The organism is Brevibacterium sp. CFH 10365 (genome assembly GCF_009299785.1).
Classification (GTDB): Bacteria; Actinomycetota; Actinomycetes; order Actinomycetales; family Brevibacteriaceae; genus Brevibacterium; species Brevibacterium limosum.
In genome coordinates this window covers 372,813-398,389 of the sequence record NZ_VIGO01000005.1, presented here as the reverse complement: position 1 = coordinate 398,389, position 25,577 = coordinate 372,813, and the positions used below count along the sequence as shown (strand labels likewise).

Sequence of the window (25,577 nt, the reverse complement as noted above, 5' to 3'; positions counted from 1 at the left end):
TCAGCCGACGTCGTTGGCTTCCAACCACTCGATGACCTCGGCTTCGTCGGGCAGATCGGTGAACTGCACGACCTCATCGCTGCCGACGAAGTAGAACGTTCCCGTCACCTTCGTGATCTCCGGATGCACCCGCAGGATGGCGAACCGGTAGAGCGCCAGCTGCCATTTCATCACCTCGAGCGCCGCGGCATCGGGTTTCTTCGAGGTCTTCCAATCCACGACCTCGGCATGGTCGCCGGTGATGAAGACGGCATCGATCTTCCCCGGCACCCGGAATCTGCCGAGGACGAGTTCGAAGGACATCTCCACATGGTCTGCTCGCCGAGTCGCGAACTCGGAGGCGGAGAATGTCGCCTGCAGCCGTTCGATCGTGGCGGCGTCCAGGGGTCGCACCGATTGGTCTTCACCGATGTCGATGCTCGACTGACCGAAATGCTGTTCGACCCAGGAGTGGAAGGTCGTGCCGATCTCGGCCGCCCGGCTCGGCGGCGTCGGAATCGGGCGCAGGGTCTGCGTGCGGAAGCTCTGTGGGTCACGCCGCCATGAGACCAGGGCCGTCGCCGAGAGGCGGTCGGGCATCGCCGCTGCGGTCACGGTCTCGGGCCGGTCGCCGATGCGCAGGGCCTGCGCTGCGTAGCGTCCGATCACTCCCGGCACCTCGGCCAGAGACGCCAAGCCGACTTCCGGGCTCGCCTCGACCCAGTCTGCGGCGCGCTGTGCGGCAGCGACCTGCCTGGTGCGCGGCACCGGCCATGGAGTGATCTCGACGCGGTCCTCTGCCGATTCGTCGGCAGGCTCCGGGATCTCGACTTCCATGCCCAAGGCTTCGATCGCTTCGGTGAGGAAGGGCGACGGGTCGTCGGGGACGGTGCGCGATCCCATCAGTTCCGCCCCGAGCCACAGATGCCTCTTGGCGCGTGTGAACGCCACATAGGCCAGACGCCGCTCCTCGCCCACATGCGCGTCGGCGATCTGTGGGCGGATGAAGTCACCGATCCACTCGTCCAGGGCCTTCTTCGTCTCGAATTCGGCTTCCCGCAGGTCGAAGTCGACAAGATGTGCGCGGTCACCGCGCAGCGGGTACGGCAGCGCCGTGCGGTCCATCCACCCCTCTTTGTCCCGCGGTTCGGTCGGGAAGTCCTTGACCACCAGGGAGGGAACGGCGACGGCATCGAACTCCAGCCCCTTCGAGGCGTGGACGGTCATGATATTGATCGCGTCGGCAGCCGTCGTCGGTTCTGCGACGCTCAGCGCATCACGGGCTTCCATGAGCCTGAGCCAGGACAGGAACCCGGTGATCGAGGGTTTGTCGTCGGTGGTCGAGTACTGGCTGGCCGCGGACAGGAATGCATCGACGGAAGCCCTGTGCAGATTGCGCAGCGAATCGCTGAGTCCCCAGATGTCCGAGTCGATACCGGTCTCGGACATCGCAGTGCGGATGATCGACGAGATGGTGCCCGTGCCCGACCGGGTGGCGCGCAGCGCACGAGCCAGCCGGGCCAGTCGGTGCAGCGCCTCTGAGCTCAGCCCGGACTGCCGATAGTCGGCGACAAGGCTCCTGCCCGCAGCTGTCCGCGCACCCTGGTCGAGGGTTCGCTGCACCTCGATGAGCTCATCGAGGCCTTCGACGATCGTCGCCTGGTCGATGGCTTCGGCGATGACCTCCTCGGTGGCGGGTTCGGACCTCTCGGAGGCTCGCCGCTCGGTCTGACGGCGGGTGAAGGACTGCAGTCCGGCGATGTCGCCGGCACCGAGGCCGAGCATCCGTCCGCTGACGAGCCGCATGACCTCGTCGCCGGCCATCGGGTCGACCGCGGCAGTGAGCACCGCGCGCAGATCGGCGACGAAGGGGTCGGTGAGCAGCCCGGAGGAACCATGCACATGCACGGCGAACCCGGCGGCTTCCAGAGCTGCCGCGACCGGTGCGAAATGGGCACGTTTGCGGCACAGCACCGCTTTCGACGAGCCTGCGGGAATGGTGTGGAACCATTCCGTGAGGGCGCGCAGTCCGGTCGTGAGGAAATCCGGGTCGTAGGCTCCCGAACTGATCTCGACGCTGACCTCGCCGTCGCCGGCAGCATCGCGAGCCGACAGCGGGGACTCGCTGCTGTCGTCGAGTCCAGCGGCGATGCGGTTGGCCACCTGCAGAATCGAACGGTCGTTTCGCCAACTCGTGCTCAGCGACAGGGATGCGACATCGCGGAAGTCGGAGGAGAACCGGATCATGTTGTCGGCGCTGGCACCGCGCCATCCGTAGATGGCCTGCCGGGGATCGCCGACCGCGGTGACAGCGGTGGAGTGGAAGAGGTCGCGCAGGAGCTTGAGCTGAGCCACCGAGGTGTCCTGGAACTCGTCGAGGAGGACGATCTTCCATCGGGCCCTCTCGGCTTCGGCTGCGGCCGGCACCTCGTCGAGGATGCGTTGGGCGAATCGCACCTGGTCCGAGAAGTCCATGGCCAGGTTGCGTCGTTTGGCCCGCATATAGGCATCAGCCAGTCGGGCCGTTCTGATCTTCGCTTCGAGCTTCGCCCGTCGTCCGTTGGGATCGACGGGTTTGCCTCTGCTGGAGACCAGGGCGGCCAGACACTGCTCGAGATAGACGGTGACTTCGTCGACATCTCGACCGTGGTCGTTCATCTGCCCGGCCAAGGCGATGACGTCGGCGATCATCGTCTCGCGGGAGAAGTCTCCGGGGATCTCCTCGGGCGGTGTGGAGTCGATGAGCTCCCCGGCGATGGTGTGTGCCGCGGCGTCATCGAGGAGGACCGTTTCGGGTTCGATGCCGATGCTCACACCGTGTTCGCTGACAATCGAGGCGGCATAGGAGTTGTACGTCGACACGGTGGGGTTGTCGAGACCGGGCAGGGAGAGGTCCTGGCTGTGTCCGAGCTTGTGCCGCAGCCGGGACAGAAGCACGCGGATGCGTCCGCCGAGTTCACCGACGGCTTTGCGGGTGAAGGTCAGCCCGAGGATCTCCTCGGGAGACACGAACCCGTTCGCCACCAACCACACCACACGCTGCGAGATGACGGTGGTCTTTCCGGAGCCGGCCCCGGCGGTGACCTTCATCGCCTGTGCGGGGTCGGCCTCGATGATCACCCGCTGCTCCGGGCTGGGCGGAAACGCCTGGGCGGGATCGGCGGCCGTGAGTTCGGCCAGCTGCTCGGCAGTGAAGCGCATTAGTTCTCCTCCAACATCTTCGGACCGATCGCCGGGCACGAGGACCGGACGGGGCAGGACTGACATTTCTGCGGTTCCACCCGGGCGGGGAAGCTCGCGGCACGCATCCTGCCGGACACGTCGTCGATGAGTTCTCGCGCCCATCCGGGATTCTCATCGACGTCCAGCGCCGGCTGTTCCCGAACTGTCCGGGCAGACTTGCGCAGAAACACGAGTTCGGCGCCGAAGGCGTGAGCGTCGAGGTCCTGGTTTTCCCCGATTCTGATGGTGCCGGAATTGATCGCTTCCTGGTACACGCCCAGCTGGGCGTGCCGGTCCATCTCCTTGCCGGCGACGACGTTCCTCCCGGTCTTGAAGTCGACGATGCGCAGCCCGCCCTCGACCTCCTCGACCCGGTCGAGTCGGCCGGTGACCTTCCACTCGCGTCCGTCTGCGTCGACGCCGACGGCATAGACCTGCGCTTCGACGCCGACGAGGCGGCCCGGGGTCGTCTTGATGTAGTCACCGAGGCGGTCGGCCATGCTCATCGCCACCTCGAATTCGCGTTCGCGCTCCCATTCGGCGTCGAATTCCAGGGACGCGAACTCCCCCTCCACGAAGCTGCGGATCGCGGAGGTGGGGCCTTCGGGATAGTTCTCGGCGGCCGCGTGGATGATGGTTCCGAGACTCTGTGCCGTCGACATCGGACGGTCACCGCCGTTGCGGGTGAGGAACCACCGCAGAGAGCAGTCGGTGAATGCTTCGACCTGGGAGGGTGAGACACGGACCGTATCGGAATCCGTGAAGAGCGGCTCGTGTGTGGTGATGTCCTCTGCCTCGCGCCACTGCCTCGGTGGTTCGACAGTCGGGCCGGCGTCCGCCAGAGCCCTCATCAGCGCCGCCCACGACTGTGTCTCCGGGTCCGGAGTCGCAGGCCTCTCCGAATCCTCAGTTAGGGTGTGCCCTGCCGCGGCTCCCTCGGGGTCGACATCTGCGGCCGCAGCTGTCAGCAGCAGACGGGCGCGGGCGTGAGCGGCCATCTCCGGCAGGGTCAGCGGAGGCAGTTCGTCCTCATGTGTGATCGCATACCCGTCGGCCGCCTCGGTGCCCTTGGCAGTTCCGGCTGCGAGCACGTCGAAGAACGGGGACGGTTCGGTATCCGCATCGGTGACGGCGGTGACGATCACCCGTTCCTGGGCCCGGCTGAGCGCGGTGAAGAACAGCTCACCCTCTTCGCGCAGGTTCGTCCGTTTCGCGTGTGCGTGGTAACCGGGGTCGCCGGTGATCGAATCACCCGTGTCGAGCACCGCGGTGAGGTCGGTGAGGCCGAGGATGCTTCCGCGCAGCTTCGGGTTCGGCCAGACGCCTTCGTCGACCTCGGCGATGATCACCAGCGGCACACGCACGTGGGCCAGCGAGGACGGGGTGCCCACACGGACATGGTCGGCGATTCCGGCAGTATCGGCCAGGGAGTCCTGGGCGATGTCCTGCTCGGCGACGATTCCGGCGAAGGAGCGGGCGGTGAATCCGCCGCGATCGGAGATCTTCTCCGCCAGTGCGAACAGTCGCAGCACCGAATCGAGGTAGCCGTTGGTCACCGATTCGGGGTCGCGCAGGGCCTCAGCCTGCCACTTCTCGGCGACCCCTGCCGCGTCCCAGATGCTCCACAATGCCTGGTGTGGGTCGGTGGTGCCGGCCTCGGCCGCGGCGTGGAGCATCCGTGAGATCGTGGCTAGTCCCTGTGGCGCGGAGTCGTCGATGGGGCTGCGCAGCGCCTGTGCCAGCGAGGCCGTGCTGCTGGGCGCCGGGAACCGTTTGCGCACTGTGCGTCGGAAGCGACGGATCTGCACGGGGTCGAGGCGGACGTAGATGCTGCCTGCCAGAGACAGGGCGAGTTCCGCGATCGCCTCGTCATCGTCGAAATCCGGAGTGACCGAGAGCAGGTCCAACAGAGGTGCGGTCGCAGGGTCGACGTTGAGTGGCTGCATCAGAGTGGCGATGGAGACGCCGGAGGCTCGCAGCTCGTTGGCGATCGTGCGTGCGCTCGACGAGTTGCGGCAGATGAGAGCGACGTCGGACCAGGAATGGCCCTGTTCGACGAAGTTCGTGATGCGACGGGCCAGATATCGGTGTCCGGAGGCTCTGCCTTCGAACACATGCGTCTCCACGGGAGCCTCGACCGAGGCGGCCGACGGAGTCTCGGGTGATGCCGCCGCTGAGGTCTCGACCGAGGTCGCAGGCGGAGCCTCTGCCGTGGCCGGACGAGGACGGGGTATGTGTCCGAGCGACCAACGTGTGGTGATTCGGGCGCCGAATCCGTCGATGACCTCGGCCAATGCCGGATCGACATCCCACAGGCGGTCGAGGACGACTGTGTCGAAATCGGCATCGGCGATCGCCCGGTCGATGATCGAGGCGTCGGCTCCGTGGAAGCGCCCGATCACCGTTTCGGGGGATCCGAACAGAGCGATCGCACTCCCCCGGGCACGCAGCTGCTCGAGGATTCCCCAACTGGCTGCGGGGAAGTCCTGCACGCCGTCGGCAAGGACCACGGCGGGGACCCGGTCGGGAGCGAAGGTCCACGATCTGCCCGCAGTCACCTCGGCGGGTTCACGGAAGATCTCGAAGGCGGCGAGGGCGAGCACCGTCGCGGAGTCGACGCCCCCATAGCCGGGCATGGACATGATGCCCAGATATTCGTCGAGGACCTCGGCCACGGCCTGCCACCGCGGATCGGGATCGTCGGCCAGGACACGGTCGAGGGCGCTGCGGCCGAAATCGAAGACGTGCTCGCCCGAAGAGTCGGGCGATGGGCCGGGCGTGCGCATTCCGAAGTCGAATTCCATCACCCGGTTGAGCGCGTCGCGGACCTCGGTGCGGAACGCCGAGGTCGAGCGCACCTCTGCGGTGATCTCCGACGGCCACGCCGGGCCATGGGAGCGGCCGAGTTCGTGACCTGCGAGGAGATCCGCGAGGAAGACATCCTGATCGGCCCCGGAGATGAATTCGAGGTCCTCCCCGGTCCGCGTCGTGTGTGCGGCGCGGGCGATCCCATACGCGAAGGACGCGAGGCTGCGGGCCGGAGCGGACGAGAGGACCGCATCAGCGGGCAGCCGGAGACGATTGCGCAGCACATCGGCGTGGTCGCGATCGGGAGTGAGCACGAGGACGGACGCCGGGTCGATCGTCGACACCAGCTGGGCATAGAGCGACTCGAGCAGAGTCGTCTTCCCGGTTCCCGGCCGGCCGATGATATTCAGGCAGTCACCGGAGAGCAGGGTGCTGCCCATTCGCTGCGTCGTCTCATCCATACTCGTATTCCATCACGGCCCGCTGACATGGCCTGTTCGAGATCGGAACCGGCGCGTCGCCGGTGCACGCGGCGGGATGCCCGGTGCGAGGCCAGTCTTCGCGTAGCATTGAAGAATGTCGAGTCCACAACAGAGATTGCCCCGTGACCAGCGCCGCGACCAACTGGTGGGAGTCGCACGCTCCGTTTTCGCCACCCGTGGATATCGGACGACCTCGATGGACATGATCGCCGAGGCAGCCGGTGTGTCCAAACCCGTGCTCTATCAGCACTTCGATTCCAAGCAGGACCTCTACTTGGCGCTCATCGATTCATCGGCGGCGCTTCTGGACTCACGCTTGGCCGAGGCCCTGGGGTCGACCACCGATCCGCATGAGCAGATCCACGCGACCTACCGCGCCTATTTCGACTTCGTGGTCTCACACCGCGAAGAGTTCGTCATCATCTTCAATTCGGACGTCTACGAGCCGAAGGCCGAACAGAAGCTGCGCGCACTGCGCGAGAGTTCGGCAACACGTGTCGTCTCCGCTCTGCAGAACTTCGCCCGTCTCACCGACGATGAGGCGCAGCTGCTGTGTCGGGCCCTCATCGGCACCGCTGAAGTCGTCGTCAAGCAGATCGACTCACAGCGCGGAATCGACGTCGACACGGCCGTCGAACTGCTCACCCAGATGAGCTGGGGCGGCCTGCGGTCGTTCTCCGAACGCTGACGTCTCACGAGGGCATCAGCCCACAGCGGAATCTGCAGGGAAGAATCCCGTGCCTGCGGACGTTAAGCTGAACACAGTCCAATCCGTCATCGGTCACCGAGCATCGGCACAAGGAGCACCATGGAAATCAAGATCGGCGTCAAGCAGACTCAGCGCGAGATCGTCCTCGAAACGGACGAAGAGGCGAAGGCACTCGCCACTCGTGTCGAAGAGACGATCCAGTCCGAGGGACTGCTGACCTTCACTGATACGAAGGGCCGTCAGGTCTTCGTCCCCTCGGCTTCGCTCGGCTACCTCGAAATCGGTGCCGAGTCAGCACGGCGTGTGGGCTTCAGCGCCTGAGCAGCGCCGCTGAGCTGATGAGGGCCCCGGTCATCGTGACCGGGGCCCTTCTGCATCGACCGTGGACAGACCAGCCCCGAGGCGGCCGGCCCGACAGACTGCCCATGCAGTCGGAGAGGCTCTGACTCAGGCGACGAGACCGAGCGCCGACATCCGCTTCGAGTGATTCGACGTCACCGCCGGGATCAGCTCGACGACGAGGTCTTCGTCGAGGCCGAGGAACGGGTCGGTGAGCAGACTGCGTGCCCGTCCCAGGGTCTCGGCGACGAGCTTGCGACCCCACAGCGCCAGCCGCGAAGCCAGCTGTGTGTCGACGGCCACTTCGGATGTCAGACGATTGCGCGCATATTCGCTGGCCCGTGTATCATCGAGAATTGCAATAGCCAGGCTGTATCCGGGCTCCGCGAGTTCGTCCACCGCCGTGCGGTAGAAATCATTCATGATTCCGTCGAAGACGAATCCCTTCATGAGGCTTTCGTACCAGTCGCGAGGACGAGTCCTTTCAGCCAGAGTGCTGAAGGTCGGTTCGAAATGCTGACAGAGCTCGATCACATCCTGGCCCATCTGATCAATGTGCTGTGAGAGCTGTTCGAAGTTCGCGAATGACTGAGAGGCCAGCCGCGCCAGGATGACCTTGTCATCCAGATCCGCTGCGGTCGTCGCGTTTGTGGCCATACGTTCGAAACCGGTCAGCTCGCCGAACGCCAGAAGTGCGAGCGTCGCAGCATCAGTACCGGCCAATGGGACAGAATCGGGCATAGTTCAAGACTACCGGTTCGCACCATGACAAGCGCATACGCGCTAAAAGGAGTTTGGAATATGGCGGAGACAGAAGCGGATTTCGCGGAGCTGGGAGTCGCCGGACCGATCGTGGCCTCGCTGGCCTCGGCAGGAATCACCCATCCCTTCCCCATTCAGTCGCTGACGCTGCCCGTGGCACTGTCGGGCGCCGACATCATCGGGCAGGCGAAGACGGGCACCGGCAAGACCTTGGGCTTCGGAATCCCCCTGCTCCAACGCGTCGTCGGCAAGACCGAGGACTCTTCGGTCACCTCCGACCCCGAGTCGACCCCCGACAGCTGGGGAGACTCGAAGGAGCCGCGGCTGCCGCAGGCGCTTGTCGTCGTGCCCACCCGTGAACTGGCCAAGCAGGTCGCAGCCGATCTCGTCACCGCCTCGGTGCAGCGCGATATCGACATCATGACGATCTACGGCGGCATGGACTTCGATCCGCAGATCAACCGCCTCAAGTCCGGCGTCGACGTCGTCGTCGGCACACCGGGTCGCCTCCTCGACCTCTACGGACGCAAGATCCTCAAGCTCCACCGGGTCCGTACCGTCGTCCTCGACGAAGCCGATGAGATGCTCGATCTCGGCTTCCTGCCCGATGTGGAGAAGATCATCAACGCGGTGCCCGCTCACCGCCAGACGATGCTGTTCTCTGCCACCATGCCCGGCGCGGTCATCACCCTGGCCCGCCGCTACATGAATCAGCCCACTCATATCCGTGCTCAGGATCATGAGGATCTGACGCTGACGGGGAAGAACACGACGCAGTTCGTCTACCGAGCCCATTCGATGGACAAATCCGAGCTCGTCGCGCGCATGCTGCAGGCCGAGGGCCGCGGACGTACGATCATCTTCACCCGCACCAAGCGCACCGCCGACAAGCTCGCAGCTGAACTCGAAGACCGTGGATTCGCGGTCAAGGCCCTGCACGGCGATCTCGGCCAGTCGCAGCGTGAGAAGGCTCTGAAGTCCTTCCGCGACGGCAAGGTCGACGTCCTCGTGGCCACGGATGTCGCCGCCCGAGGTATCGACATCGACGATGTCACCCATGTCGTCAACTACCAGTGCCCCGAGGATGAGAAGACCTACGTCCACCGCATCGGACGCACCGGTCGTGCCGGCAACTCCGGTGTCGCCGTGACCCTGGTCGACTGGGATGATATGCCGCGCTGGCGTCTCATCAACAAGGCCCTCGGCCTCGACTTCGACGAACCCGCCGAAACCTATTCGACGTCACCGCACTTCTTCTCCGACCTGGGCATCCCGAAGGGCACCAAGGGTCGCCTGCCGCGCCAGCACGCCGAAGGCGAAGGCGAGAAGAGCACCGGTGAGCGGAAGGGCCGCGGATCCGACCGTGGTTCCGGACGCGGCCGTTCCGATTCACGCCGAGGCGGCTCATCCGAACGTCGAGACTCCTCTTCCGACTCCGGTGAAGAAGGCCGCAAACCACGTCGCCAGCGCACGCGTCGCCGCACCCGCGGCGGCAATCCGGTCAACCGCGCACAGGGCGGTCGGGCCGGCCGTACCGCCTCCGACTCCAGCGAGGACTGAGGCGCAGGATTCCGCACACAGCATGAACGCAGGGCTCCGACCGACCGGTCGGAGCCCTGCGTTCGTCCATTGCCGGATTCGACGGGCCCCCGAAGTTCCCGCCCAGAGTGCCGCGGCTGACCTCAGCCCTGGATGTAGTCGACCCCGCGCGGCCGTGAGGCGGCCCGGTCGAGCAGCTTCGCGAGCATATGGTCTGAAGTCACGTGTTCGCCGAGGCGGTTGGGCTTGCCCGTGCCGTGGTAGTCACTGGACCCGGTGACGATGAGATCGTGCTCATGAGCCAGACGCCGCATCGCCTCACGCTCCTGCGGCGGGTTGTCCCGATGGTCGACTTCGAGTCCGTCGAGGCCGGCGGCGATGAATTCGGTCATCGCCGAATCGGGCACGACCCGACCGCGCATGGCCGCACGCGGATGGGCGAAGACCGAGACTCCCCCGGCCTCCCGGATGAGCCCGATCGCGGTGATCGGGTCGATCGTCGGCAGGGATACATGGTATTTGCCCTGGCTCGACAGAATCGACGAGAACGCTTCGGTGCGGTTGTCGACGACACCGGCTGCCACAAGCGCATCGGCGATATGCGGACGGCCGATCGTGGCGTCCTCGCCGGAGACCGAGAGCACCGCATCCATGTCGATCGGATAGTCCTCGGCCAGTCGTTCGATGATGAGGTGAGTGCGGTCGAGACGGGCCCGCCTCGTCTCCTGCACGACCTCGGCCAGTCCAGTATCGTACGGGTCGTGGAGGTAGGAGAGCAGGTGCACGCTGATCCCCTCGTAGCGGCAGGAGATCTCCATTCCCCGGACCAGCCCGAGCCCGTAGACGCGGGCGGCGTCTTCGGCAAGCGTCCAGCCGGCGGTGGTGTCGTGGTCTGTGATGCCGACGACGTCGATGCCCTCCATCGAGGCTTCTGAGATGAGTTCGGAAGGGGTCTGGGTCCCGTCCGAGAATGCGGTGTGCACATGGAGATCGATGACCATGGTCACAGTCTATCTGCATCTGTCGTTCCGACCTCCACATGAACGCACCATGTCACTCCGCCCGTCTAGACTGGCGGCATGACAGAGCAGAATTCAGAGACCCCAGACTCGACTCAGGACCTCGCAGACCGCGTCAACAATCGCTCACATCGACCGAATTCCACTGCCTTCCGCGATTTCGTCGCATCCGGTTGGGACCGCACACCGCTCAACGCCGAGGCTCTCGCCGCCGCCGGTTTCACGCCGGCACGCCGGGCCGCAGTCTCCGCGGCGTTCCCCGGCGAACGTCTCGTCGTTCCCGCCGGCGGGCTCAAGGTCCGCTCGAACGACACCGACTACCGCTTCCGTGCTCATTCCGCGTTCGTCCACCTCACGGGTCTGGAAGCCGATTCCGAGCCCGATGCCGTTCTCGTCTTCGAACCAGACGACGACGGCCACGACGTGACCCTGTACTTCCGTCCCCGCGCCGGTGCCGACACCGAAGAGTTCTTCTCCGATTCCCGCTACGGCGAGTATTGGGTCGGACCGCGCGCCGACCTCGAGGCCATGTCCACGATGACCGGCATCGCCACGGAGAACTCCGGCACCGTCGACGACGCGATCACGAAGGATCTCGGGGCCATCTCCGTGCGGCTCGTGCGCCAGGCCGACACCCGCATCGACGGAGTCATCGACCTCGCTCGCAGCCAGGTCCAGGCCGATCTCGAGACCTCCGAGGCAGGAGACGCGGAGCTCGCCCAGATGCTCTCCGAGCTGCGCCTGATCAAGGACGACCACGAGATCGCGCAGCTGCGCGAGGCCGTCTCCATCACCCGTGCCGGTTTCGACAACGTCGTGGCATCGCTGCCGAAGGCGCTGGGCCACCGTCGCGGTGAGCGTGTCGTCGAAACCGCGTTCGAGACCGCTGCCCGCTCCGACGGCAACGGAGTCGGCTACGACACGATCGCCGCTTCGGGCAACAATGCCTGCACCCTGCACTGGATCCGCAACGACGGCCGGATCCGGGAGGGCGACCTCATCCTCGTCGACGCCGGTGCCGAAGCCGATTCGCTCTACACCGCCGACATCACCCGCACCCTGCCCGTCTCGGGCACCTTCACCGAGGTGCAGGCGAAGATCTACGATGCCGTGCTCGAAGCCTCCGATGCCGCGTTCGCCGTGGCCGCCGAGCACTCCGAGCGTCCTGTGAAGTTCCGTGAGGTCCACGAGGCGGCCATGGAAGTCATCGCGAAACGTCTCGAAGAGTTCGGGGTGCTGCCGGTCTCCGCGTCCGAATCGCTGTCGCCTGAAGGTCAGCAGCACCGCCGGTGGATGGTGCACGGGACCAGCCACCACCTCGGTCTCGACGTCCATGACTGCGCTCAGGCGCGGGCGGAGATGTACCTGGACGCCACCATCGAGCCGGGAATGGTCTTCACCATCGAACCCGGTCTGTACTTCAAGTCCGATGACCTGCTGCTGCCCGAAGAATTCCGGGGCAACGGTGTGCGCATCGAGGACGATGTCCTCGTCACCGCCGACGGAGTGGAGAACCTCTCCGCCGACTTCCCCCGCACCCGCGCCGAGATCGAGGCCTGGGTGCAGGGTCGGCCCCAGGACCGCTGATGACCTCGGATACCGCCCGCGGCTCGGGTTCGACCGCACGGTCCGGCCCGCTCCGCGGGCGCGGAATCCTCGAGGTGCCCGGCATCCGCCTCGGCCATGCCGGTGAACTCACCGACTCCCGTCTGACCGGGATCACCGCTGTGCTGCCCCCGCCCGGTTCGGCCGTCGGTGTCGATGTCCGCGGCGGTGGTCCTGCCACCCGTGAGACCGATGTCATCGCCCCCGGCACTCATTCCTACGGTGCCGATGCGATCGTCCTCACCGGCGGCTCCGCCTTCGGCCTGGGCGCCGTATCCGGGGTCGTCGACACTCTCGCCGAGGCCGGCCTCGGCTTCCCCGCCCCCGGGCTCGCCGATGCGGTCATTCCGCTCGTCCCCGCGGCTGCGATCTTCGACCTCGGTCGCGGAGACGGCTCCGTGGCCCCGCCGACCCCGGCCGAAGGCTCTCAGGCGGCGCGAGCGGCGCTGTCCGGTGAGACGGTCGAGGTCCGAGGCAGCATAGGTGCCGGAACCGGTGCCCGGTCAGGGTTCCAGAGTCTGCGCGGCGGTCTCGGGTCCTGCGCCGTCCGTCTGCCCGGCGGAATCACGGTCGCAGCTCTTGTGGTCGCGAATTCGCTGGGCACGATCGGCACCCCGTCAGGCGGTCTGTGGTTGGACCCGCTGCTGCGCTCGTTTGGTCTCGATCTGCCGAAGGTGCAGGGACTTCCCGCCACACCGCCAGCCGACTCCGGGACCGGGGCGAAGAACACAACGATCGCGATCGTCGCCACCGACGCACGGCTCGATCCGGCACAGACCACTCGGATGGCCTCGGGGGCGCATGCCGGCATCTCCCGAGCCGTGCAGCCTTCGCACACCCTTTTCGACGGCGACACGGTCTTCGGCCTCGCCACCGGAGCGAACGAGCTGCCCTCGGGCCACGGCGCCGCCACCCGAGAACTCGTGATGATCACCGCGGCGGCGGCGGATGCGCTCAGTCTGGCGATTCTCGACGCCCATGCTTCGGCGACACCGGTCGCCGAGGCATGGGGGCAGCCGCCGACGCTGAGCGAGATCGCACCGGACTTCGCGTCCGCGTTCACCGCTCTCTGACGGCACTGAGCTCACCTCATTCAGATGAGACTGCGTTCATCGCACTCTGGATGCAGAGGCGGGGCCCGCCGTTCGGCGGGCCCCGCTGCTCTCGGTTCTCAGCCGCTCTCAAACGGCCCGATCCGACGGCCGCGCTGAGGTTCTGCTCCCTTCAGGAGCGTCAGTCGTTGCGAGCCGACTGCGCCTCTTCGGAGTCGAGACCCTTCGGATCCCGGATCTCCTTCTTCTGCTGGGTGTCGAAGCCGTCCTGACGCAGCAGCTTCAGCGATTCGGTCTTCGCCGCGGCGTCGTCCTCGACCACGGTGAATCGGACCGTCTGGGTGAAGTCACGACCGTAGCGGTCGGTTCCGGTCACCTCGGCAGTGTGGGTGCCCAGGTCGAGATCCGAGGGGATCTCGGTCCGCCACAGGTGCGAACTCGACTGGCCGACGTTGCCGGAGGTGCGCAGATTCTGCGACGCCGTATACGGATCGGTGTACTCCCAGCCCTTGGCCAGAGCCTCGCCCCTGCCCGGCTGAGTATGCTCGGACTGCTTGGGTGCCTTGCCGTCGAAGCTGACCTCCACGCGAGCATCGGAGGTGCCGGCGAGGAAGCTCGAAGTCAGCCAGGTCTCACCCTGTTCGAGGTCATCGCGGGTGACCACGCGCTCGGACACCGGCTTCGGGGCATCGCCCTCCTGATCAGCGTCCTGCCATTCCTGTGCCTTCTGCGCCCAGTCACGCCACTGCGGGGAGTTCACTCCGAGCAGCAGCTGGTGGTCGTCGGACTCGTTGCGCACGGTGTAGCGTTCGCTGCGCGAACCACCGTCGTACTCGAGGGTGAGCACACCCGGCTCCGAAGCGTCCTGGGTGAATGAGTACGGCAGCCCGTCGGCATTGAGGCCGCCGGAGTACCAGTCGCCGGAGACGGCGCCGGCGACGATCTGGGTGTTCGGCAGCTTCTCGATCCCGGCCTCGGCCCATTCCTTCCGCGTCTCCCCTGCGACGAGGTTCTCCTGAGTGTGCGTGTGTCCGCCGACGGTCACGGCGTTCGGGTAGTCGGCGATGACGTCGTAGAAGTCCTTCGCGTTGTCGACGACGACCTCTTTGTGCGTGAGGATGGGTGCGTGGGTGGCGATGACGACCTGAGCGTTCTTCGGCACATTCTTCAGATCGTTCTCCAGCCAGGTCAGCTGTTCCTCGGAGATCTTCTCCTTGTACTTCTTCCCGTTCGCCTTGCCCTCGTACTCGATGCTGTCGAGGACGACGAAGTGAGTCTTGCCGACGTCGTAGGAGAAGTACGAGGGTCCGAACTGGTCGCGGAAGGTGTCGAGGGCGTGGGAGTCATCGACTGCGTCATAGTCCTGGTCGTGGTTGCCCGGTGCCGCTCGGACGGGCCCATTCGTCTGCGAGTAGATGTCACGCAGTTCGTCATTGAGGCTGAGGTCGTCACCGACGTTGTCACCGAGCAGGAGCACTCCGCAGCCCCCGTAGTCGTTGCGGTCGGCGAGGTCGCCGACGGCTCCGTCGCGGGCGTAGCCCATCTCGGTCTTGTCATAGGCCTGGGTGTCGGCGGCGATCGGGCAGTTCTGGTCGTCTTTCGCCGTGGCCTTCGACTCGATCATCGGAAAGTTCACGGCCTTCGGCGTCTCGCCCGTCGGTTCGATGCCCCCGAATTCGAGGTCGCCGGAACCGTCGGGCAGATGGTTGTAGCTGAACTGCGCGACCTTGTCCTCATCGACGGGCACCTGCCACCCGGAGGGCTGAGTGATCGACACGGTCATGTTCTCACGCACCGGCAGCTCATAGCGGCCGTCTCCGTCGGTCTGGACGACGTCGACTCCGTTCGACACCGCCACGCCGGACACTCCCTTCTCATCACCGTCGAGCTTCGAGTTCTCGTTGACGTCGTCGAAGACCTGACCGGTGAACCTCTCCGGGTCGTCGGCCTTGCCGCGGTCGACCTGGACGTGGCCTTCGTAGAGTTCGGGCGGTGCGTCCGCGGCCATCGCCGAGGAGGACGAGAGAAGCGGGGCGAAGAGCGAGAGCGCGGCGCAGGCTCCCAGGCCTGCGGCAGCGGTGCGCGGGCGGATTCGTCGTGTCTGCATGGATTTCTCCTGTATTCGACTGTGGCGGGTTCTGCCGAGAGATGACCCTAGGGAGACGGGGCGACAACGAGATGAAGAGGACAGGACTGCTTGATGAATAGGAGAAGAGTCCGAGTGGAACCCGACGCCCACAGCACTCACCGCCGGGGAATGTGATCTGGGTTCAATTCGCCGAGGCGGCCGCGAAGAAGTCCACGCACCACGTAGTCTGAGACCATGAGTGGTCCACCGAAAAGAGTCTTCGTCGCCCGACTCGTCTCCGCCCCCGTGTTCGACCCTCTCGGAGATCAGGTCGGCCGGGTCCGAGACGCCGTCGTCGTCTACCGGGCGACTATGCGGCAGTTCCCCCGGGTCATCGGCCTCGTCGTGGAGGTACCGGGTCGGCGGCGCGTGTTCGTGCCGATGGGCCGGGTCACCGCGATCGACTCCGGGCAGGTCATCACCACGGGGCTGGTGAATATGCGCCGCTTCGAACAGCGTGAGTCGGAGACACTGGTGATGAACGATCTGCTCGACCGGCGTCTGCGTCTGCGGGACGACGATTCGCCGGTGCTCATCGAGGACGTCGGCATCGAACAGCAGGTGAACAAGGACTGGGAGGTCACCCGGCTGTTCGTGCGGCGTGTGCCCGAACGCAGCGCCTTCGCCGCCTTCCGCCGCCGTGGTGAGACCAAGCAGATCGACTGGACGGATGCCGACCATCCGGTGGATTCCGAGGTCGACCAGGAAGCCACCCAGCTCATCGCCGCCTATCAGGACACGAAGCCGGCCGACCTCGCCGATGTGCTCTTCGAGATGAACTCAGCCCGCCGTCTTCAGGTGGCCCGGGCGCTGGATGACGAACGTCTCGCCGATGTCGTGGAAGAGCTGCCGGCCGAAACCCAGATCGAAATCCTCACCGGCCTCGAAACCGAACGAGCCGTCACCGTGCTCGAGGAGATGGCCCCCGACGATGCGGCCGACCTCCTCGGTGAGCTCAGCGATGATCAGGCCGAACGGTTCCTGACCCTCATGGAGCCCGATGAGGCCGAAGATGTGCGCACACTTCTGGCCTACGACGACGACACCGCCGGTGGTCTGATGACGACCGAACCGGTCATCCTGACCCCGGAAGCCACTGTCGCCGAAGCCCTGGCCCATGTCCGTCGGGAGGACCTGCCGGCGGCCCTGGCCGCTGCCGTCTTCGTCTGCCGTCAGCCGGTGGAGACCCCGACGGGCAAATATCTGGGTCTCGTCCATATCCAGGAGATGCTGCGGCATCCGCCGCATGAGGCGGTGGGCATCATGTTGGACACGGAGGTCGAACCGCTGTCGCCGGAGACTCCACTCGGCGAGGTGGCGAAGCTGCTGGCCGCGTACAATCTGGTGTCGGTGCCGATCACCGACGAAAACGATCGCCTCGTCGGTGTGGTCACCGTCGACGACGTCCTCGACGAGCTTCTGCCCGAGGACTGGAGAACCACCGGTCGTGACGATCGCAACAGGGGGTAGATATGGCCGTCGATGACTTCGAGATCCCTCGGTCGAGCAGACGCCGCCTGCCGAACTTCACCGTCTCCCCCGAGACATTCGGACGCGGGGCCGAAGCCTTCGCCCGGTTCATGGGCACTCCGGCGTTCCTCGTCGGGATGACCGTGTTCTGTGCCGTGTGGCTGCTGTGGAACACTCTGCTGCCCGAATCGTGGCAGTTCGACCCGCGGTCGCTGAACTTCACACTGCTGACCCTCATCCTGTCTCTGCAGGCCTCCTATGCGGCCCCGCTGATCCTGCTCGCGGAGAACCGCAGCACCGACCGCGACCGGGTCGAGTTCGAACACGACCGGCAGCGCGCCGAACGCAACCTCGCCGACACCGAGTACCTGGCACGGGAGGTGGCGGCGCTGCGCATCGCCATGCGCGAAGTCGCCACCCGAGACTTCATCCGCTCCGAACTCAAGGATCTGCTCAAGGAGCTGGAGGAGGAGAACAGACAGGACGGGAACCAGACCGAAGAGGTCGACTCCGGCCCTGCAGAACAGCGCCGAGGCGGCCCCAGGGGCAGATGACGAGACAACGGCCGAAGCGGTAGGGTTGAAGCCTCGGAAGCACTGATCCGGGAAGGAAAGGACGTGGGCATGACTGGTCCCTCTGAGGACGCCGTGAGAGAGGCACTGACCGGCGTCATCGACCCGGAGATCCGCCGCAACATCGTCGAACTCGATATGGTCGAATCGATCAGCATCGACGGCGGCAAGGTCACCGTAACGGTTCTCCTCACGATCGCCGGGTGCCCCCTCAAGGACACGATCACCAGAGACACGGAAGCCGCAGTGGCCCGTGTCGACGGAGTCACCGAGATGGCCGTCGTCCTGGGCACGATGAGTCCCGACCAGCGCAAGGCGATGAAGGAGAAGCTGCAGGGCAGCGGCACCCGAGACATCCCGTTCAATCGCCCCGAGTCCCTGACCAAGGTCTATGCCGTTGCGTCCGGAAAGGGCGGCGTCGGCAAATCGTCGGTGACCGCGAACCTCGCCGTGTCCCTGGCAGACAAGGGGCTGCGCGTCGGAATCGTCGATGCCGATATCTACGGCTTCTCCATCCCGGGCATGCTCGGTCTCTCCGGAAAGCCGACCCGAGTCGATGAGATGATCCTGCCGCAGATCGCCCACAACGTGAAGGTGATGAGCATCGGGATGTTCGTCCCGCCGAGCCAGGCCGTCGTCTGGCGCGGTCCGATGCTCCACCGCGCCCTGCAGCAGTTCCTCACGGATGTCTTCTGGGGCGACCTCGACGTGCTGCTGCTCGATCTGCCTCCCGGCACCGGCGATATCGCGATCTCCGTGGCACAGCTGCTGCCGGGTTCGGAGCTCCTCGTCGTCACCACACCGCAGTCAGCGGCCGCCCAGGTCGCCGAACGCGCCGGATCGATCGCAACTCAGACGAAGCAGAAGCTGGCCGGGGTCATCGAGAACATGTCCTGGATGGAGATGCCCGACGGCACTCGAATGGAAGTGTTCGGGTCCGGCGGCGGCACCAGTGTCGCCGAGAACCTCTCCGCCACCCTCGAGCACGAGGTTCCGCTGCTCGCCCAGATCCCACTGGACACTCGACTGCGCGAAGGTTCGGACGCCGGCACCCCGGTCGTGCTCGCCGACTCCGAGTCGCCTGCCGCTCAGGCTTTCGAGACCCTCGCCGAGTCGCTGCGGCGACGCAGCAGGGGCCTGTCGGGCAGATCCTTGGGACTGAGCCCGGTCTGAGTCGGTGTCTCCCCTCTCCCCTCGTGACACCCTGGTCTACTCTGTCTTCGCCGCTCTCAGCACCCTGACCGTTCTCGTCCTCCTGGCCGGAGCCGTCGTCACGGCCTTCCGGGACGACCCCGCCCCCAAGCAGTCGGCAAAAGCTGCACAGAGGGTGACCGCTGCCGAGAACCGGGAGGCCCTGTCCGCCGCGATGCGCAGCTATGCTGTGGTGTCTGAGAAGCGCACACCCCGCTTGGACATCCACACCTTCGGCCTGCCCGGGGCCGACTCGCTCAACTCGGCGATCGAAGCGAGTGTGCTGTCCGCGCTCGAGCAGTCCGGTGCCTTCGCCGCACGCGCCGCCTTCGACCCTGTGCAGACAGCGCCGGTCCATCGGTGGCCGACGACGGCGTTCGCACCCGCTCGGGCGACCCCCGAGGCGGACCGCGCATACCGATCCGACCCGCGCACCGTCGACATCCGCACCCGCATGCTGGCCGCCGGCGGGGACTTCGTCATCACCGCTGTCATGACTGACTCACCGCGCCCACAGACGCGACTGCTGCTCACCGACCTCGCCCACGACCGCACCATCGATGCCCGCCGGCTCTTCGCCGCACCCGTCGACCCCGCAACCGTCGGCGCCGATGACACCGGCACACTGACGATCGATGACGCCCCAGTCTCCGACGCCGATCTCTCCTCCATCGGCCACCGAGTCCAGACGGCGCTGCACAGCGGTCTCGAGCTGCCGCAGCCCGGCGATCAGCGGTCCCCGGACTTCTCCTGTGCGCTGCTGCCCTGTGTGGCCCTGACCTATGACGATGGTCCCGGAGAGGCGGAGACCGAGCAGGCGATCCTCGATGCCGCCGATGAGGCGAACATCCGGCTCACCTACTTCTTCCTCGGGACCAACACCAAGGCTGTCCCCGAGGTTGCCGAACGGATCATCGCAGCCGGACACGAGGTCGACAATCACACCTTCTCGCATGTGCGCATGGACACGACCTCCTCGGCGACGAACCGAAAAGAGATCGACCGGACCGGACGGTCACTGCGGTCGGTCGGGGTGAAGGAGCATCCGCTCGTCCGCCCGCCCTATGGCGCCCTCGACAGACGCGCCGCACACGCTCTGGGCGACCCCGCGATCATCTGGGACGTCGACACCGGAGATTGGCAGCACAGGAATGCCGAGAAGACGGTCAGCCGCGTGCAGTCGCAGGCACGCCCCGGTTCGATCGTGCTCATGCACTCCATCCATCCCACGACCGCAGAGGCGGCACCGGCGGTCTTCTCGACCATGGCGGACGAGGGGCTCTACGCAGTGACGGTGCGTGAGCTCTTCTCCGGAATCGAGTTGAAGAAGGGCGGATCGTACTTCTGCCGCGGCTACGCCGATGAGCTGTGCTCGAATCCCGAGCATCCGGCAGTGATGAAGAACTGAGCGGGATCCCTCACCGCCCTCGGGGTGCATCCGATGCGGTGCCGACGCTGTCGGCGGCGATCTCAGGTGGCTTCGGGGTCGAAAGGCGCCGCACCCGACCGGTCACGCAGATCCACCTGGGCCTGGAACCGTTCGATGGGCGATCTCTCCCGGGCGGGGGCCGCCTCGGTGCCGGTCTGAGTGGAGACGGCGGCATCCGCGGAATCAGCGGGGAGCGACTCCGGGGAGGTGCGTTCGTGACGTTTGGACTCGCGGATGGCTGCGTCCTCTTCGACGAGTGCCTCGCGAACGATCCGCCGCGGATCGTACTGACGCGGGTCGAGCTTCTGCCAATCCACGTCCTTGAAGTCGTCGCCGAAATCGCGCTGGACGCTGTCCTTCGCGCCTTCGGCCATCCGACGCATCTGCCGAACGAGATCCCGCAGCTTCTGAGCGTATTCGGGCAGGCGTCTTGGTCCGATCACGACCAAGGCCACAACGACCAGGATCACCATTTCGGTGCCGTTGATACCCAACATGGTCTCAAGTCTACCGTGGACGGCGGTAGCATCGACTCATGGTCAGCACAGGTTCGACACCCCGATCCTGCCGGGAGGCGCAGTGGACGAGATAGCCGTCGAGCGGGTGCTGCGCATCGTCGAGCTCGTCCCCGCCTCGCGCGTCGTCGCCTATGGGACGATCGGTGCCGTCGCCGACTGTTCACCGCGCTACGTCGGTCGGGTGATGCGGGAATTCGGGTCGAACGTCACCTGGTGGCGAGTCGTCAACGCAGCCGGGATTCTGCCGCCGGAGATCTTCGCTCGAGCCCGCACCCATTGGGCTGACGAGGGCACTCCGCACTCGCACGAGCGTGTCGATCGCACGGCGTTCCTCGATGTCGATGAGCTCGATCAGCTGTGGCGCACCCACGGAATCGAACCCGAATGCGGTTAGACTTGGGACAACTCAGCAGCAGAAGGGAGGGGCCGGTTGGCACGCGAAAATGCAGGTGATCTCACCTTCTCGGAACAGTACAACGGTCCCGATCCGCTGCTCGACGCCGCTCGCACCCACTCTCATGAGTTCGGGATCGCACCGGTCTCCCAGACCACGGCGAAGACGCTGACGCTGCTGGCCCGACTGCTCACTCCCGTGGCTGCAGTCGAGGTCGGCACCGGAGTGGGAACATCGACGCTGTCGCTGCTGCGGGGAATGCCCACCGCCGGGATACTGACGTCGATCGACACGAACTCGACGACCCAGAGTGCCGCGCGAGACCTCGTCGATATGGCCGGGATCAGGCCGGGTCGACTGCGGCTGATGAGCGGCCGTGCCGAAGAGGTGCTCAAACGGCTCGCCCCTTCGGCCTATGACATGGTCTTCATCGACGTGGAACCGGGCAGCTTGGAGAGGATGATCCAGCCCTCGCTGCGACTGCTCGACTCTCAGGGCCTGCTCGTCATCCACAAGACACTGCTCAAGGGCGCCGTCGCCGATCCCGTCGACCGCAGCCCGCGCACCCAGGCGGCCCGCAGCATGCTCAACCGCATCGCCGAACAGGAACACCTCGAGAGAGTGCTGCTGCCCATCGGAGAGGGCCTGCTGCTCCTGCAGAAGACACAGTGAATGCGACAACAGCAGAGACTTACATGTAAGTCTCTGCTGTTCGTGCGGTTCCGATCGGCCGTGCGCTGCGGCCGTCGGCTCAGAGCCCCAGTGTCTGGGCGAGAGTGTCGTGGAGTCCGGTGGCTTCATCTCTGCTGAGCTCGATCACCAGGCGACCTCCGCCTTCGACTGGAAGCCGCATCACCATGCTTCGGCCTTCTTCGGTCACTTCCAGAGGTCCGTCGCCGGTGCGGGGTTTCTGGGCTGCCATATGGGCTCTTCCTTCCGTTGTCATGCAAAGACGGTTCACACCCGGTGGACCGACTGTTGTACTTGAGATTATTCCATGATCCGCGCGTTCCCGGTAACTCTCTCACCCGACGGAGGGTCACGGGGGCAGATCGGCGGGCGGAGTGAAGTGCCACAGGTAGGCGACCCAGACGATCTGAAGCAGGATATACGCCACCAGCATCGCGGCCCGATAGCCGCGGGAACGCACCAGCGCCAAGGTCAGCGCCATGGGAAACAGAGGCAGCAGCAGACGCAGGGTGGACGTCTGGGGGTTGAAGAAGATGAGCAGGTAGATGCCGTAGCCGAGGCAGAACAGCTGCAGGGTCCGTCCCATCTGCGCTCCGGCCGGAGAGAAGATCAGGGCGAGCATTCCGGCGATGACGATGACGAGCAGCACCGGGCCGAGCGGACCGATGAGGCTGATCGACTGGGCCACCCACTGCACGACGAACGTGGTCTCACCGGTGTGCCAGGCCGCCTCGGTGTCGGTATAGGCCGTCAGCGATCCCGTCGCCCACCACGCGTGGACGGGGTGGATGAGGGCCGCTGCACAGGACAGCACACCCAGGGTCCACGATCGGGCCGCTTCGCCGATCGGATACGGATCGCTGCGGCGGCGAAGGAAGCGGTCGATGAGGTGGAAGAGCATGAAGAACGAGAACGCCACACCGATCGGCCGGGACAGATCCATGAAGACGACGACCGGGAGAGCGGTGAGATAGCGTCGTTCGACGATGAGGAACAGCGCCGTCGCCTGGAGCAGAAGGGTCAGGGATTCGGCGTATCCGGTGGAGAAGATCGCAGCCGGTGGGAAGAACATCACCAGCGCCAGCCCCATCAGCGCCTGACCGGCATCGACGTACTTCCGGAAGAGGTGGAGGATGACGATCGAGGCCAGACCGGCGGCAATCGTGGACACGATCGGCGAGATGACCTCGTAGCTCAGCCCCGTGAAGTCGGCCAGAGTGGACACGATCGACGGGTGCAGCGGATAGAACGCCCACTGATTCTCCGCGACCGCTCCCGACTCGTCGACGGGCAGGACGCGGGGATAGCCTTCGTCGGCGACGCGACCGTACCAGCCTCCGTCCCAGAAGTTGAGGAAGTCGTTCAGGGTCGTCGTCACCGGGGAGGATGACCAGTTCGCCGGGTCCTGGCGTTTGAGGACTGCGGCGAAGATCGACAGGCTCACGACGCGGGAGGCGAAGTACACGGCCACGGCCTGAAGCCACACCGGCAGAGCCATGAACAGAGCGCCGAGGCGGCTGAAGCGGGAGGAGTCGAAGGCTTCGGGGGCGAGAGTGATTCCGGGCAGGTCTGCGGGGCGGCTCATCGTGGTCCGGCAGCCGCTTCCGGCCCCTCAGAAGATGCGGTCGGGGTGGTGGGGGCGGTTGCGGGTGCCGCCTCGGTCCCGACCGCAGATTCGAGTTCACCCAGGCGTGCGCGCAGCACTGCCATGGCCTCATCGACGTCTTCCATCCGATAACCGCGCAGTGCGGGGCGGAATCGCACGGAGTCGAGGTCGTCGCTGGTGAATTCCTCAGGCAGGCCGGTCCAGCGTTCCTCAGCCTCATCGACCGTTTCGGAGGAGAAGACGTTGAAGGTCGCCGCGACGACGAACACGAGGACGAAGACCGCAGCCGCGACACCGATCACAATCCACAAAGGCATGGCACCATTTTCGCATAGGCGCGTGCCCGGACCGCTCAGCGCAGTCCGCGTACGGTGTGTTTCGGCGCCGCCTCACCGGTGATCGCCAAGGTCACGTCGATCGCGTCCGCGGTGGCTCGCACATCGTGGGTGCGGATCAGCGCCGTCCCCTTCTCGATGGCCAGTGCGGTCGCGGCGATCGTGCCGTACAGCCGGTCCGCTGGACCGACGGCGCCGATGGCCTCTCCGACGAAATCCTTGCGTGAGATCGCCAGCAGCACCGGATAGCCCGTGGCGGTGAACCGGTCGAGTTCTCGCAGCAGCCGCAGCGAGTGGTAGGTGTTCTTCCCGAAGTCAGGAGTGGGATCGATGATGATCCGTTCCTCGGGCACGCCCGCTGCGCGGGCCGCCTCGGCGAGTTCGATGACGCCTGCCAGGGTGGAGCCGACGACGTCCCCGGCCCGCAGGCCATAGCGGCTGCGGTGGGCGTCGGTGCGCGGGCTCAGGCCCCCGGTATGGGAGCAGACGATGCCGACATCATGTCGGGCGGCCACCTCGGCGAGCTCCGGGTCGACCCCGGCCCACGTGTCGTTGAGCAGTCCGGCACCGGCCCTGCAGGCGGCCTCGGCCACCTCATGGCGCCAGGTGTCGACGCTGATGAGCACGTGCGGGTGAGCCCGGGCCACGGTTTCGATAGTCGGGCACACGCGGTCGATCTCCTCGTCCACGGAGATCTCCCGCCCGCGGCCGGCACGCACTCCCCCGATATCGACGATCTGGGCACCCGCGCAGGCGGCGCCCTCCACGGCGGCGATCGCCTGATCGAGGGTGGCGGCCGATTCGTAGAACGAATCGGTGGTGCGGTTGATCACGGCCATGATCGCCGGGGTTCCGGGCTGGGCCCGGGCCAGGTCGAACCGCTCGGCCTCCGGCTGTGCTGAGGTGTCGCCTCTCACGATCGGCCGTTCGCAGGATTGTCCGCGGTGGAGACCTCGCCGTTCGGATTCGAGCCGGGTCCGATCGCGGCGACGACTTCGTCGATGTCGTCGGTGAGGGTGAACATGCGCAGGTCTGCTTCGGTGATCGTTCCCGAGGCGAGGAGGGTATCGCGCATCCAATCGACGAGGCCCTGCCAATAGCCGGTGCCGAAGAGCACGATCGGGAATGAGGTGACCTTGCCGGTCTGGACCATGGTGAAGGCCTCGAACAGCTCGTCCAGCGTGCCGAAGCCGCCGGGCATGACGACGAAACCGCGCGAGTACTTGAGGAACATGGTCTTGCGGACGAAGAAGTAGCGGAAGTTCACGCCGAGTTCGACATGCTCGTTGAGACCGGTTTCGAAGGGCAGCTCGATGCCCAGACCGATGGACACTGCACCGCCCTCGCACGCACCGTGGTTGCCGGCCTCCATGATTCCGGGTCCTCCGCCGGTGATGATCGAATTGCCGTTGTCAGCGAGCCGGCGGGCGATCTCCCGGGTGTCCGCATAGGCCTGAGTGCCGGCCCTCAGTCGGGCGGAGCCGAAGATCGACACGGCCGGTCCGATCTCGGCCAGAGAGCTGAAGCCTTCGACGAATTCGGCTTGGATCCGCATGACTCGCCACGGATCCTCGTGCACCCAGTCGGTGTCCGACTTCGATTCGAGGAGGCGTTGGTCCGTCGTCGTCGCCGGCACCTGGTCACCGCTCAGTCGCAGCGGCCCCTTGCTGTAGAAACCAGGGTCGACCGCCGGGTCGCCGGTCGAATCGTCTGTCGATCTGGCCATTT

At 65.9% G+C, this 25,577-nt stretch carries 22 protein-coding genes; 11 read left to right on the top strand and 11 right to left on the bottom strand.

Translation table 11 applies throughout. From position 1 onward, the window contains the following. Both FHG09_RS12640 and FHG09_RS12635 read right to left on the bottom strand, forming a co-directional pair. Positions 1-3,180 carry an ATP-dependent helicase gene (locus tag FHG09_RS12640; protein WP_152348000.1) on the bottom strand — a complete coding sequence of 1,060 codons (3,180 nt, stop codon included), beginning with the start codon at positions 3,178-3,180 and terminating at the stop codon, positions 1-3. Then, entirely contained in the window at positions 3,180-6,470 is a 3,291-nt protein-coding gene (locus tag FHG09_RS12635) for a PD-(D/E)XK nuclease family protein (RefSeq protein WP_152347999.1), read from the bottom strand. Before FHG09_RS12635 ends, FHG09_RS12640 begins: the two co-directional genes overlap by 1 nt. 115 nt (positions 6,471-6,585) lie before the next feature. On the opposite strand from FHG09_RS12635, the gene FHG09_RS12630 reads away from it, so the two are divergent. Next, complete coding sequence (locus FHG09_RS12630; RefSeq protein WP_227492744.1) at positions 6,586-7,179, top strand: TetR/AcrR family transcriptional regulator; 594 nt, start codon at positions 6,586-6,588, stop codon at positions 7,177-7,179. Positions 7,180-7,299: 120 nt separating this feature from the next. Continuing rightward, positions 7,300-7,521 carry a DUF3107 domain-containing protein gene (locus FHG09_RS12625; protein ID WP_152347998.1) on the top strand — a complete coding sequence of 74 codons (222 nt, stop codon included), beginning with the start codon at positions 7,300-7,302 and terminating at the stop codon, positions 7,519-7,521. 126 nt (positions 7,522-7,647) lie between these two features. Here the strand turns inward: FHG09_RS12625 and FHG09_RS12620 are convergent, their stop codons facing one another. Next, on the bottom strand, positions 7,648-8,280 hold the full coding sequence (locus FHG09_RS12620) for a ferritin-like fold-containing protein (RefSeq protein ID WP_152347997.1): 633 nt from the start codon (positions 8,278-8,280) through the stop codon (positions 7,648-7,650). Between the two features lie 60 nt (positions 8,281-8,340). Between FHG09_RS12620 and FHG09_RS12615 the strand changes: the two genes are divergently transcribed. Further along, on the top strand, positions 8,341-9,861 hold the full coding sequence (locus FHG09_RS12615) for a DEAD/DEAH box helicase (RefSeq protein WP_152347996.1): 1,521 nt from the start codon (positions 8,341-8,343) through the stop codon (positions 9,859-9,861). A gap of 122 nt (positions 9,862-9,983) precedes the next feature. On the opposite strand, the gene FHG09_RS12610 is transcribed toward FHG09_RS12615, so the two are convergent. Then, on the bottom strand, positions 9,984-10,841 hold the full coding sequence (locus tag FHG09_RS12610) for a PHP domain-containing protein (RefSeq protein ID WP_152347995.1): 858 nt from the start codon (positions 10,839-10,841) through the stop codon (positions 9,984-9,986). A 78-nt stretch (positions 10,842-10,919) separates the two neighbouring features. Here FHG09_RS12610 and FHG09_RS12605 point away from each other — a divergent pair, with 78 nt between their 5' ends. Both FHG09_RS12605 and FHG09_RS12600 read left to right on the top strand, forming a co-directional pair. Continuing rightward, the gene (locus FHG09_RS12605; RefSeq protein ID WP_152347994.1) at positions 10,920-12,446 is read left to right on the top strand and encodes an aminopeptidase P family protein; all 1,527 of its coding nucleotides are present in this window, start codon (positions 10,920-10,922) and stop codon (positions 12,444-12,446) included. Then, the gene (locus FHG09_RS12600; protein WP_152347993.1) at positions 12,446-13,537 is read left to right on the top strand and encodes a P1 family peptidase; all 1,092 of its coding nucleotides are present in this window, start codon (positions 12,446-12,448) and stop codon (positions 13,535-13,537) included. The genes FHG09_RS12605 and FHG09_RS12600 overlap by 1 nt, the downstream gene beginning before the upstream one ends. Positions 13,538-13,697: 160 nt before the next feature. Here FHG09_RS12600 and FHG09_RS12595 read toward each other — a convergent pair whose 3' ends face one another. Next, positions 13,698-15,623: a calcineurin-like phosphoesterase C-terminal domain-containing protein gene (locus FHG09_RS12595; RefSeq protein WP_152347992.1), complete on the bottom strand. Its 1,926-nt coding sequence runs from the start codon at positions 15,621-15,623 to the stop codon at positions 13,698-13,700. 216 nt (positions 15,624-15,839) lie between these two features. Between FHG09_RS12595 and FHG09_RS12590 the strand changes: the two genes are divergently transcribed. From FHG09_RS12590 to FHG09_RS12575, 4 genes are all read left to right on the top strand, one after another. Continuing rightward, on the top strand, positions 15,840-17,114 hold the full coding sequence (locus tag FHG09_RS12590) for a magnesium transporter MgtE N-terminal domain-containing protein (RefSeq protein WP_152347991.1): 1,275 nt from the start codon (positions 15,840-15,842) through the stop codon (positions 17,112-17,114). Positions 17,115-17,116: 2 nt separating this feature from the next. Next, entirely contained in the window at positions 17,117-17,668 is a 552-nt protein-coding gene (locus FHG09_RS12585) for a DUF1003 domain-containing protein (RefSeq protein WP_152347990.1), read from the top strand. 69 nt (positions 17,669-17,737) lie between these two features. Next, on the top strand, positions 17,738-18,859 hold the full coding sequence (locus FHG09_RS12580) for an Mrp/NBP35 family ATP-binding protein (protein ID WP_152347989.1): 1,122 nt from the start codon (positions 17,738-17,740) through the stop codon (positions 18,857-18,859). A gap of 4 nt (positions 18,860-18,863) precedes the next feature. Continuing rightward, positions 18,864-20,285, top strand: coding sequence for a polysaccharide deacetylase family protein (locus tag FHG09_RS12575; RefSeq protein ID WP_152347988.1), 1,422 nt, complete (start codon positions 18,864-18,866; stop codon positions 20,283-20,285). Between the two features lie 62 nt (positions 20,286-20,347). On the opposite strand, the gene FHG09_RS12570 is transcribed toward FHG09_RS12575, so the two are convergent. Further along, the gene (locus FHG09_RS12570; RefSeq protein ID WP_152347987.1) at positions 20,348-20,803 is read right to left on the bottom strand and encodes a twin-arginine translocase TatA/TatE family subunit; all 456 of its coding nucleotides are present in this window, start codon (positions 20,801-20,803) and stop codon (positions 20,348-20,350) included. An 82-nt stretch (positions 20,804-20,885) separates the two neighbouring features. Between FHG09_RS12570 and FHG09_RS12565 the strand changes: the two genes are divergently transcribed. Together FHG09_RS12565 and FHG09_RS12560 are read left to right on the top strand one after the other, a co-directional pair. After that, on the top strand, positions 20,886-21,218 hold the full coding sequence (locus tag FHG09_RS12565) for an MGMT family protein (RefSeq protein ID WP_152347986.1): 333 nt from the start codon (positions 20,886-20,888) through the stop codon (positions 21,216-21,218). 36 nt (positions 21,219-21,254) lie between these two features. Then, entirely contained in the window at positions 21,255-21,890 is a 636-nt protein-coding gene (locus tag FHG09_RS12560; protein ID WP_152347985.1) for an O-methyltransferase, read from the top strand. 79 nt (positions 21,891-21,969) lie between these two features. Here the strand turns inward: FHG09_RS12560 and FHG09_RS12555 are convergent, their stop codons facing one another. From FHG09_RS12555 to FHG09_RS12535, 5 genes are all read right to left on the bottom strand, one after another. Then, on the bottom strand, positions 21,970-22,140 hold the full coding sequence (locus FHG09_RS12555) for a DUF3117 domain-containing protein (protein ID WP_064485784.1): 171 nt from the start codon (positions 22,138-22,140) through the stop codon (positions 21,970-21,972). 117 nt (positions 22,141-22,257) lie between these two features. Then, positions 22,258-23,493 carry a hypothetical protein gene (locus FHG09_RS12550; protein ID WP_152347984.1) on the bottom strand — a complete coding sequence of 412 codons (1,236 nt, stop codon included), beginning with the start codon at positions 23,491-23,493 and terminating at the stop codon, positions 22,258-22,260. After that, complete coding sequence (locus FHG09_RS12545; RefSeq protein ID WP_152347983.1) at positions 23,490-23,831, bottom strand: DivIVA domain-containing protein; 342 nt, start codon at positions 23,829-23,831, stop codon at positions 23,490-23,492. The genes FHG09_RS12550 and FHG09_RS12545 overlap by 4 nt, the downstream gene beginning before the upstream one ends. 35 nt (positions 23,832-23,866) lie before the next feature. Beyond that, complete coding sequence (gene folP, locus FHG09_RS12540; protein WP_227492743.1) at positions 23,867-24,766, bottom strand: dihydropteroate synthase; 900 nt, start codon at positions 24,764-24,766, stop codon at positions 23,867-23,869. Then, positions 24,763-25,575 carry a TIGR00730 family Rossman fold protein gene (locus FHG09_RS12535; protein WP_152347982.1) on the bottom strand — a complete coding sequence of 271 codons (813 nt, stop codon included), beginning with the start codon at positions 25,573-25,575 and terminating at the stop codon, positions 24,763-24,765. The genes folP and FHG09_RS12535 overlap by 4 nt, the downstream gene beginning before the upstream one ends. Between the last annotated feature and the right edge of the window lie 2 nt (positions 25,576-25,577).

What these genes read in the sequence shown, in the direction of transcription:
- FHG09_RS12640 (WP_152348000.1), bottom strand. Translation starts at nt 3,180, where the DNA reads ATGCGCTTCACTGCCGAGCAGCTGGCCGAACTCACGGCCGCCGATCCC.
- FHG09_RS12635 (WP_152347999.1), bottom strand. Translation starts at nt 6,470, where the DNA reads ATGGATGAGACGACGCAGCGAATGGGCAGCACCCTGCTCTCCGGTGAC.
- FHG09_RS12630 (WP_227492744.1), top strand. Translation starts at nt 6,586, where the DNA reads ATGTCGAGTCCACAACAGAGATTGCCCCGTGACCAGCGCCGCGACCAA.
- FHG09_RS12625 (WP_152347998.1), top strand. Translation starts at nt 7,300, where the DNA reads ATGGAAATCAAGATCGGCGTCAAGCAGACTCAGCGCGAGATCGTCCTC.
- FHG09_RS12620 (WP_152347997.1), bottom strand. Translation starts at nt 8,280, where the DNA reads ATGCCCGATTCTGTCCCATTGGCCGGTACTGATGCTGCGACGCTCGCA.
- FHG09_RS12615 (WP_152347996.1), top strand. Translation starts at nt 8,341, where the DNA reads ATGGCGGAGACAGAAGCGGATTTCGCGGAGCTGGGAGTCGCCGGACCG.
- FHG09_RS12610 (WP_152347995.1), bottom strand. Translation starts at nt 10,841, where the DNA reads ATGGTCATCGATCTCCATGTGCACACCGCATTCTCGGACGGGACCCAG.
- FHG09_RS12605 (WP_152347994.1), top strand. Translation starts at nt 10,920, where the DNA reads ATGACAGAGCAGAATTCAGAGACCCCAGACTCGACTCAGGACCTCGCA.
- FHG09_RS12600 (WP_152347993.1), top strand. Translation starts at nt 12,446, where the DNA reads ATGACCTCGGATACCGCCCGCGGCTCGGGTTCGACCGCACGGTCCGGC.
- FHG09_RS12595 (WP_152347992.1), bottom strand. Translation starts at nt 15,623, where the DNA reads ATGCAGACACGACGAATCCGCCCGCGCACCGCTGCCGCAGGCCTGGGA.
- FHG09_RS12590 (WP_152347991.1), top strand. Translation starts at nt 15,840, where the DNA reads ATGAGTGGTCCACCGAAAAGAGTCTTCGTCGCCCGACTCGTCTCCGCC.
- FHG09_RS12585 (WP_152347990.1), top strand. Translation starts at nt 17,117, where the DNA reads ATGGCCGTCGATGACTTCGAGATCCCTCGGTCGAGCAGACGCCGCCTG.
- FHG09_RS12580 (WP_152347989.1), top strand. Translation starts at nt 17,738, where the DNA reads ATGACTGGTCCCTCTGAGGACGCCGTGAGAGAGGCACTGACCGGCGTC.
- FHG09_RS12570 (WP_152347987.1), bottom strand. Translation starts at nt 20,803, where the DNA reads ATGTTGGGTATCAACGGCACCGAAATGGTGATCCTGGTCGTTGTGGCC.
- FHG09_RS12555 (WP_064485784.1), bottom strand. Translation starts at nt 22,140, where the DNA reads ATGGCAGCCCAGAAACCCCGCACCGGCGACGGACCTCTGGAAGTGACC.
- FHG09_RS12550 (WP_152347984.1), bottom strand. Translation starts at nt 23,493, where the DNA reads ATGAGCCGCCCCGCAGACCTGCCCGGAATCACTCTCGCCCCCGAAGCC.
- FHG09_RS12545 (WP_152347983.1), bottom strand. Translation starts at nt 23,831, where the DNA reads ATGCCTTTGTGGATTGTGATCGGTGTCGCGGCTGCGGTCTTCGTCCTC.
- FHG09_RS12535 (WP_152347982.1), bottom strand. Translation starts at nt 25,575, where the DNA reads ATGGCCAGATCGACAGACGATTCGACCGGCGACCCGGCGGTCGACCCT.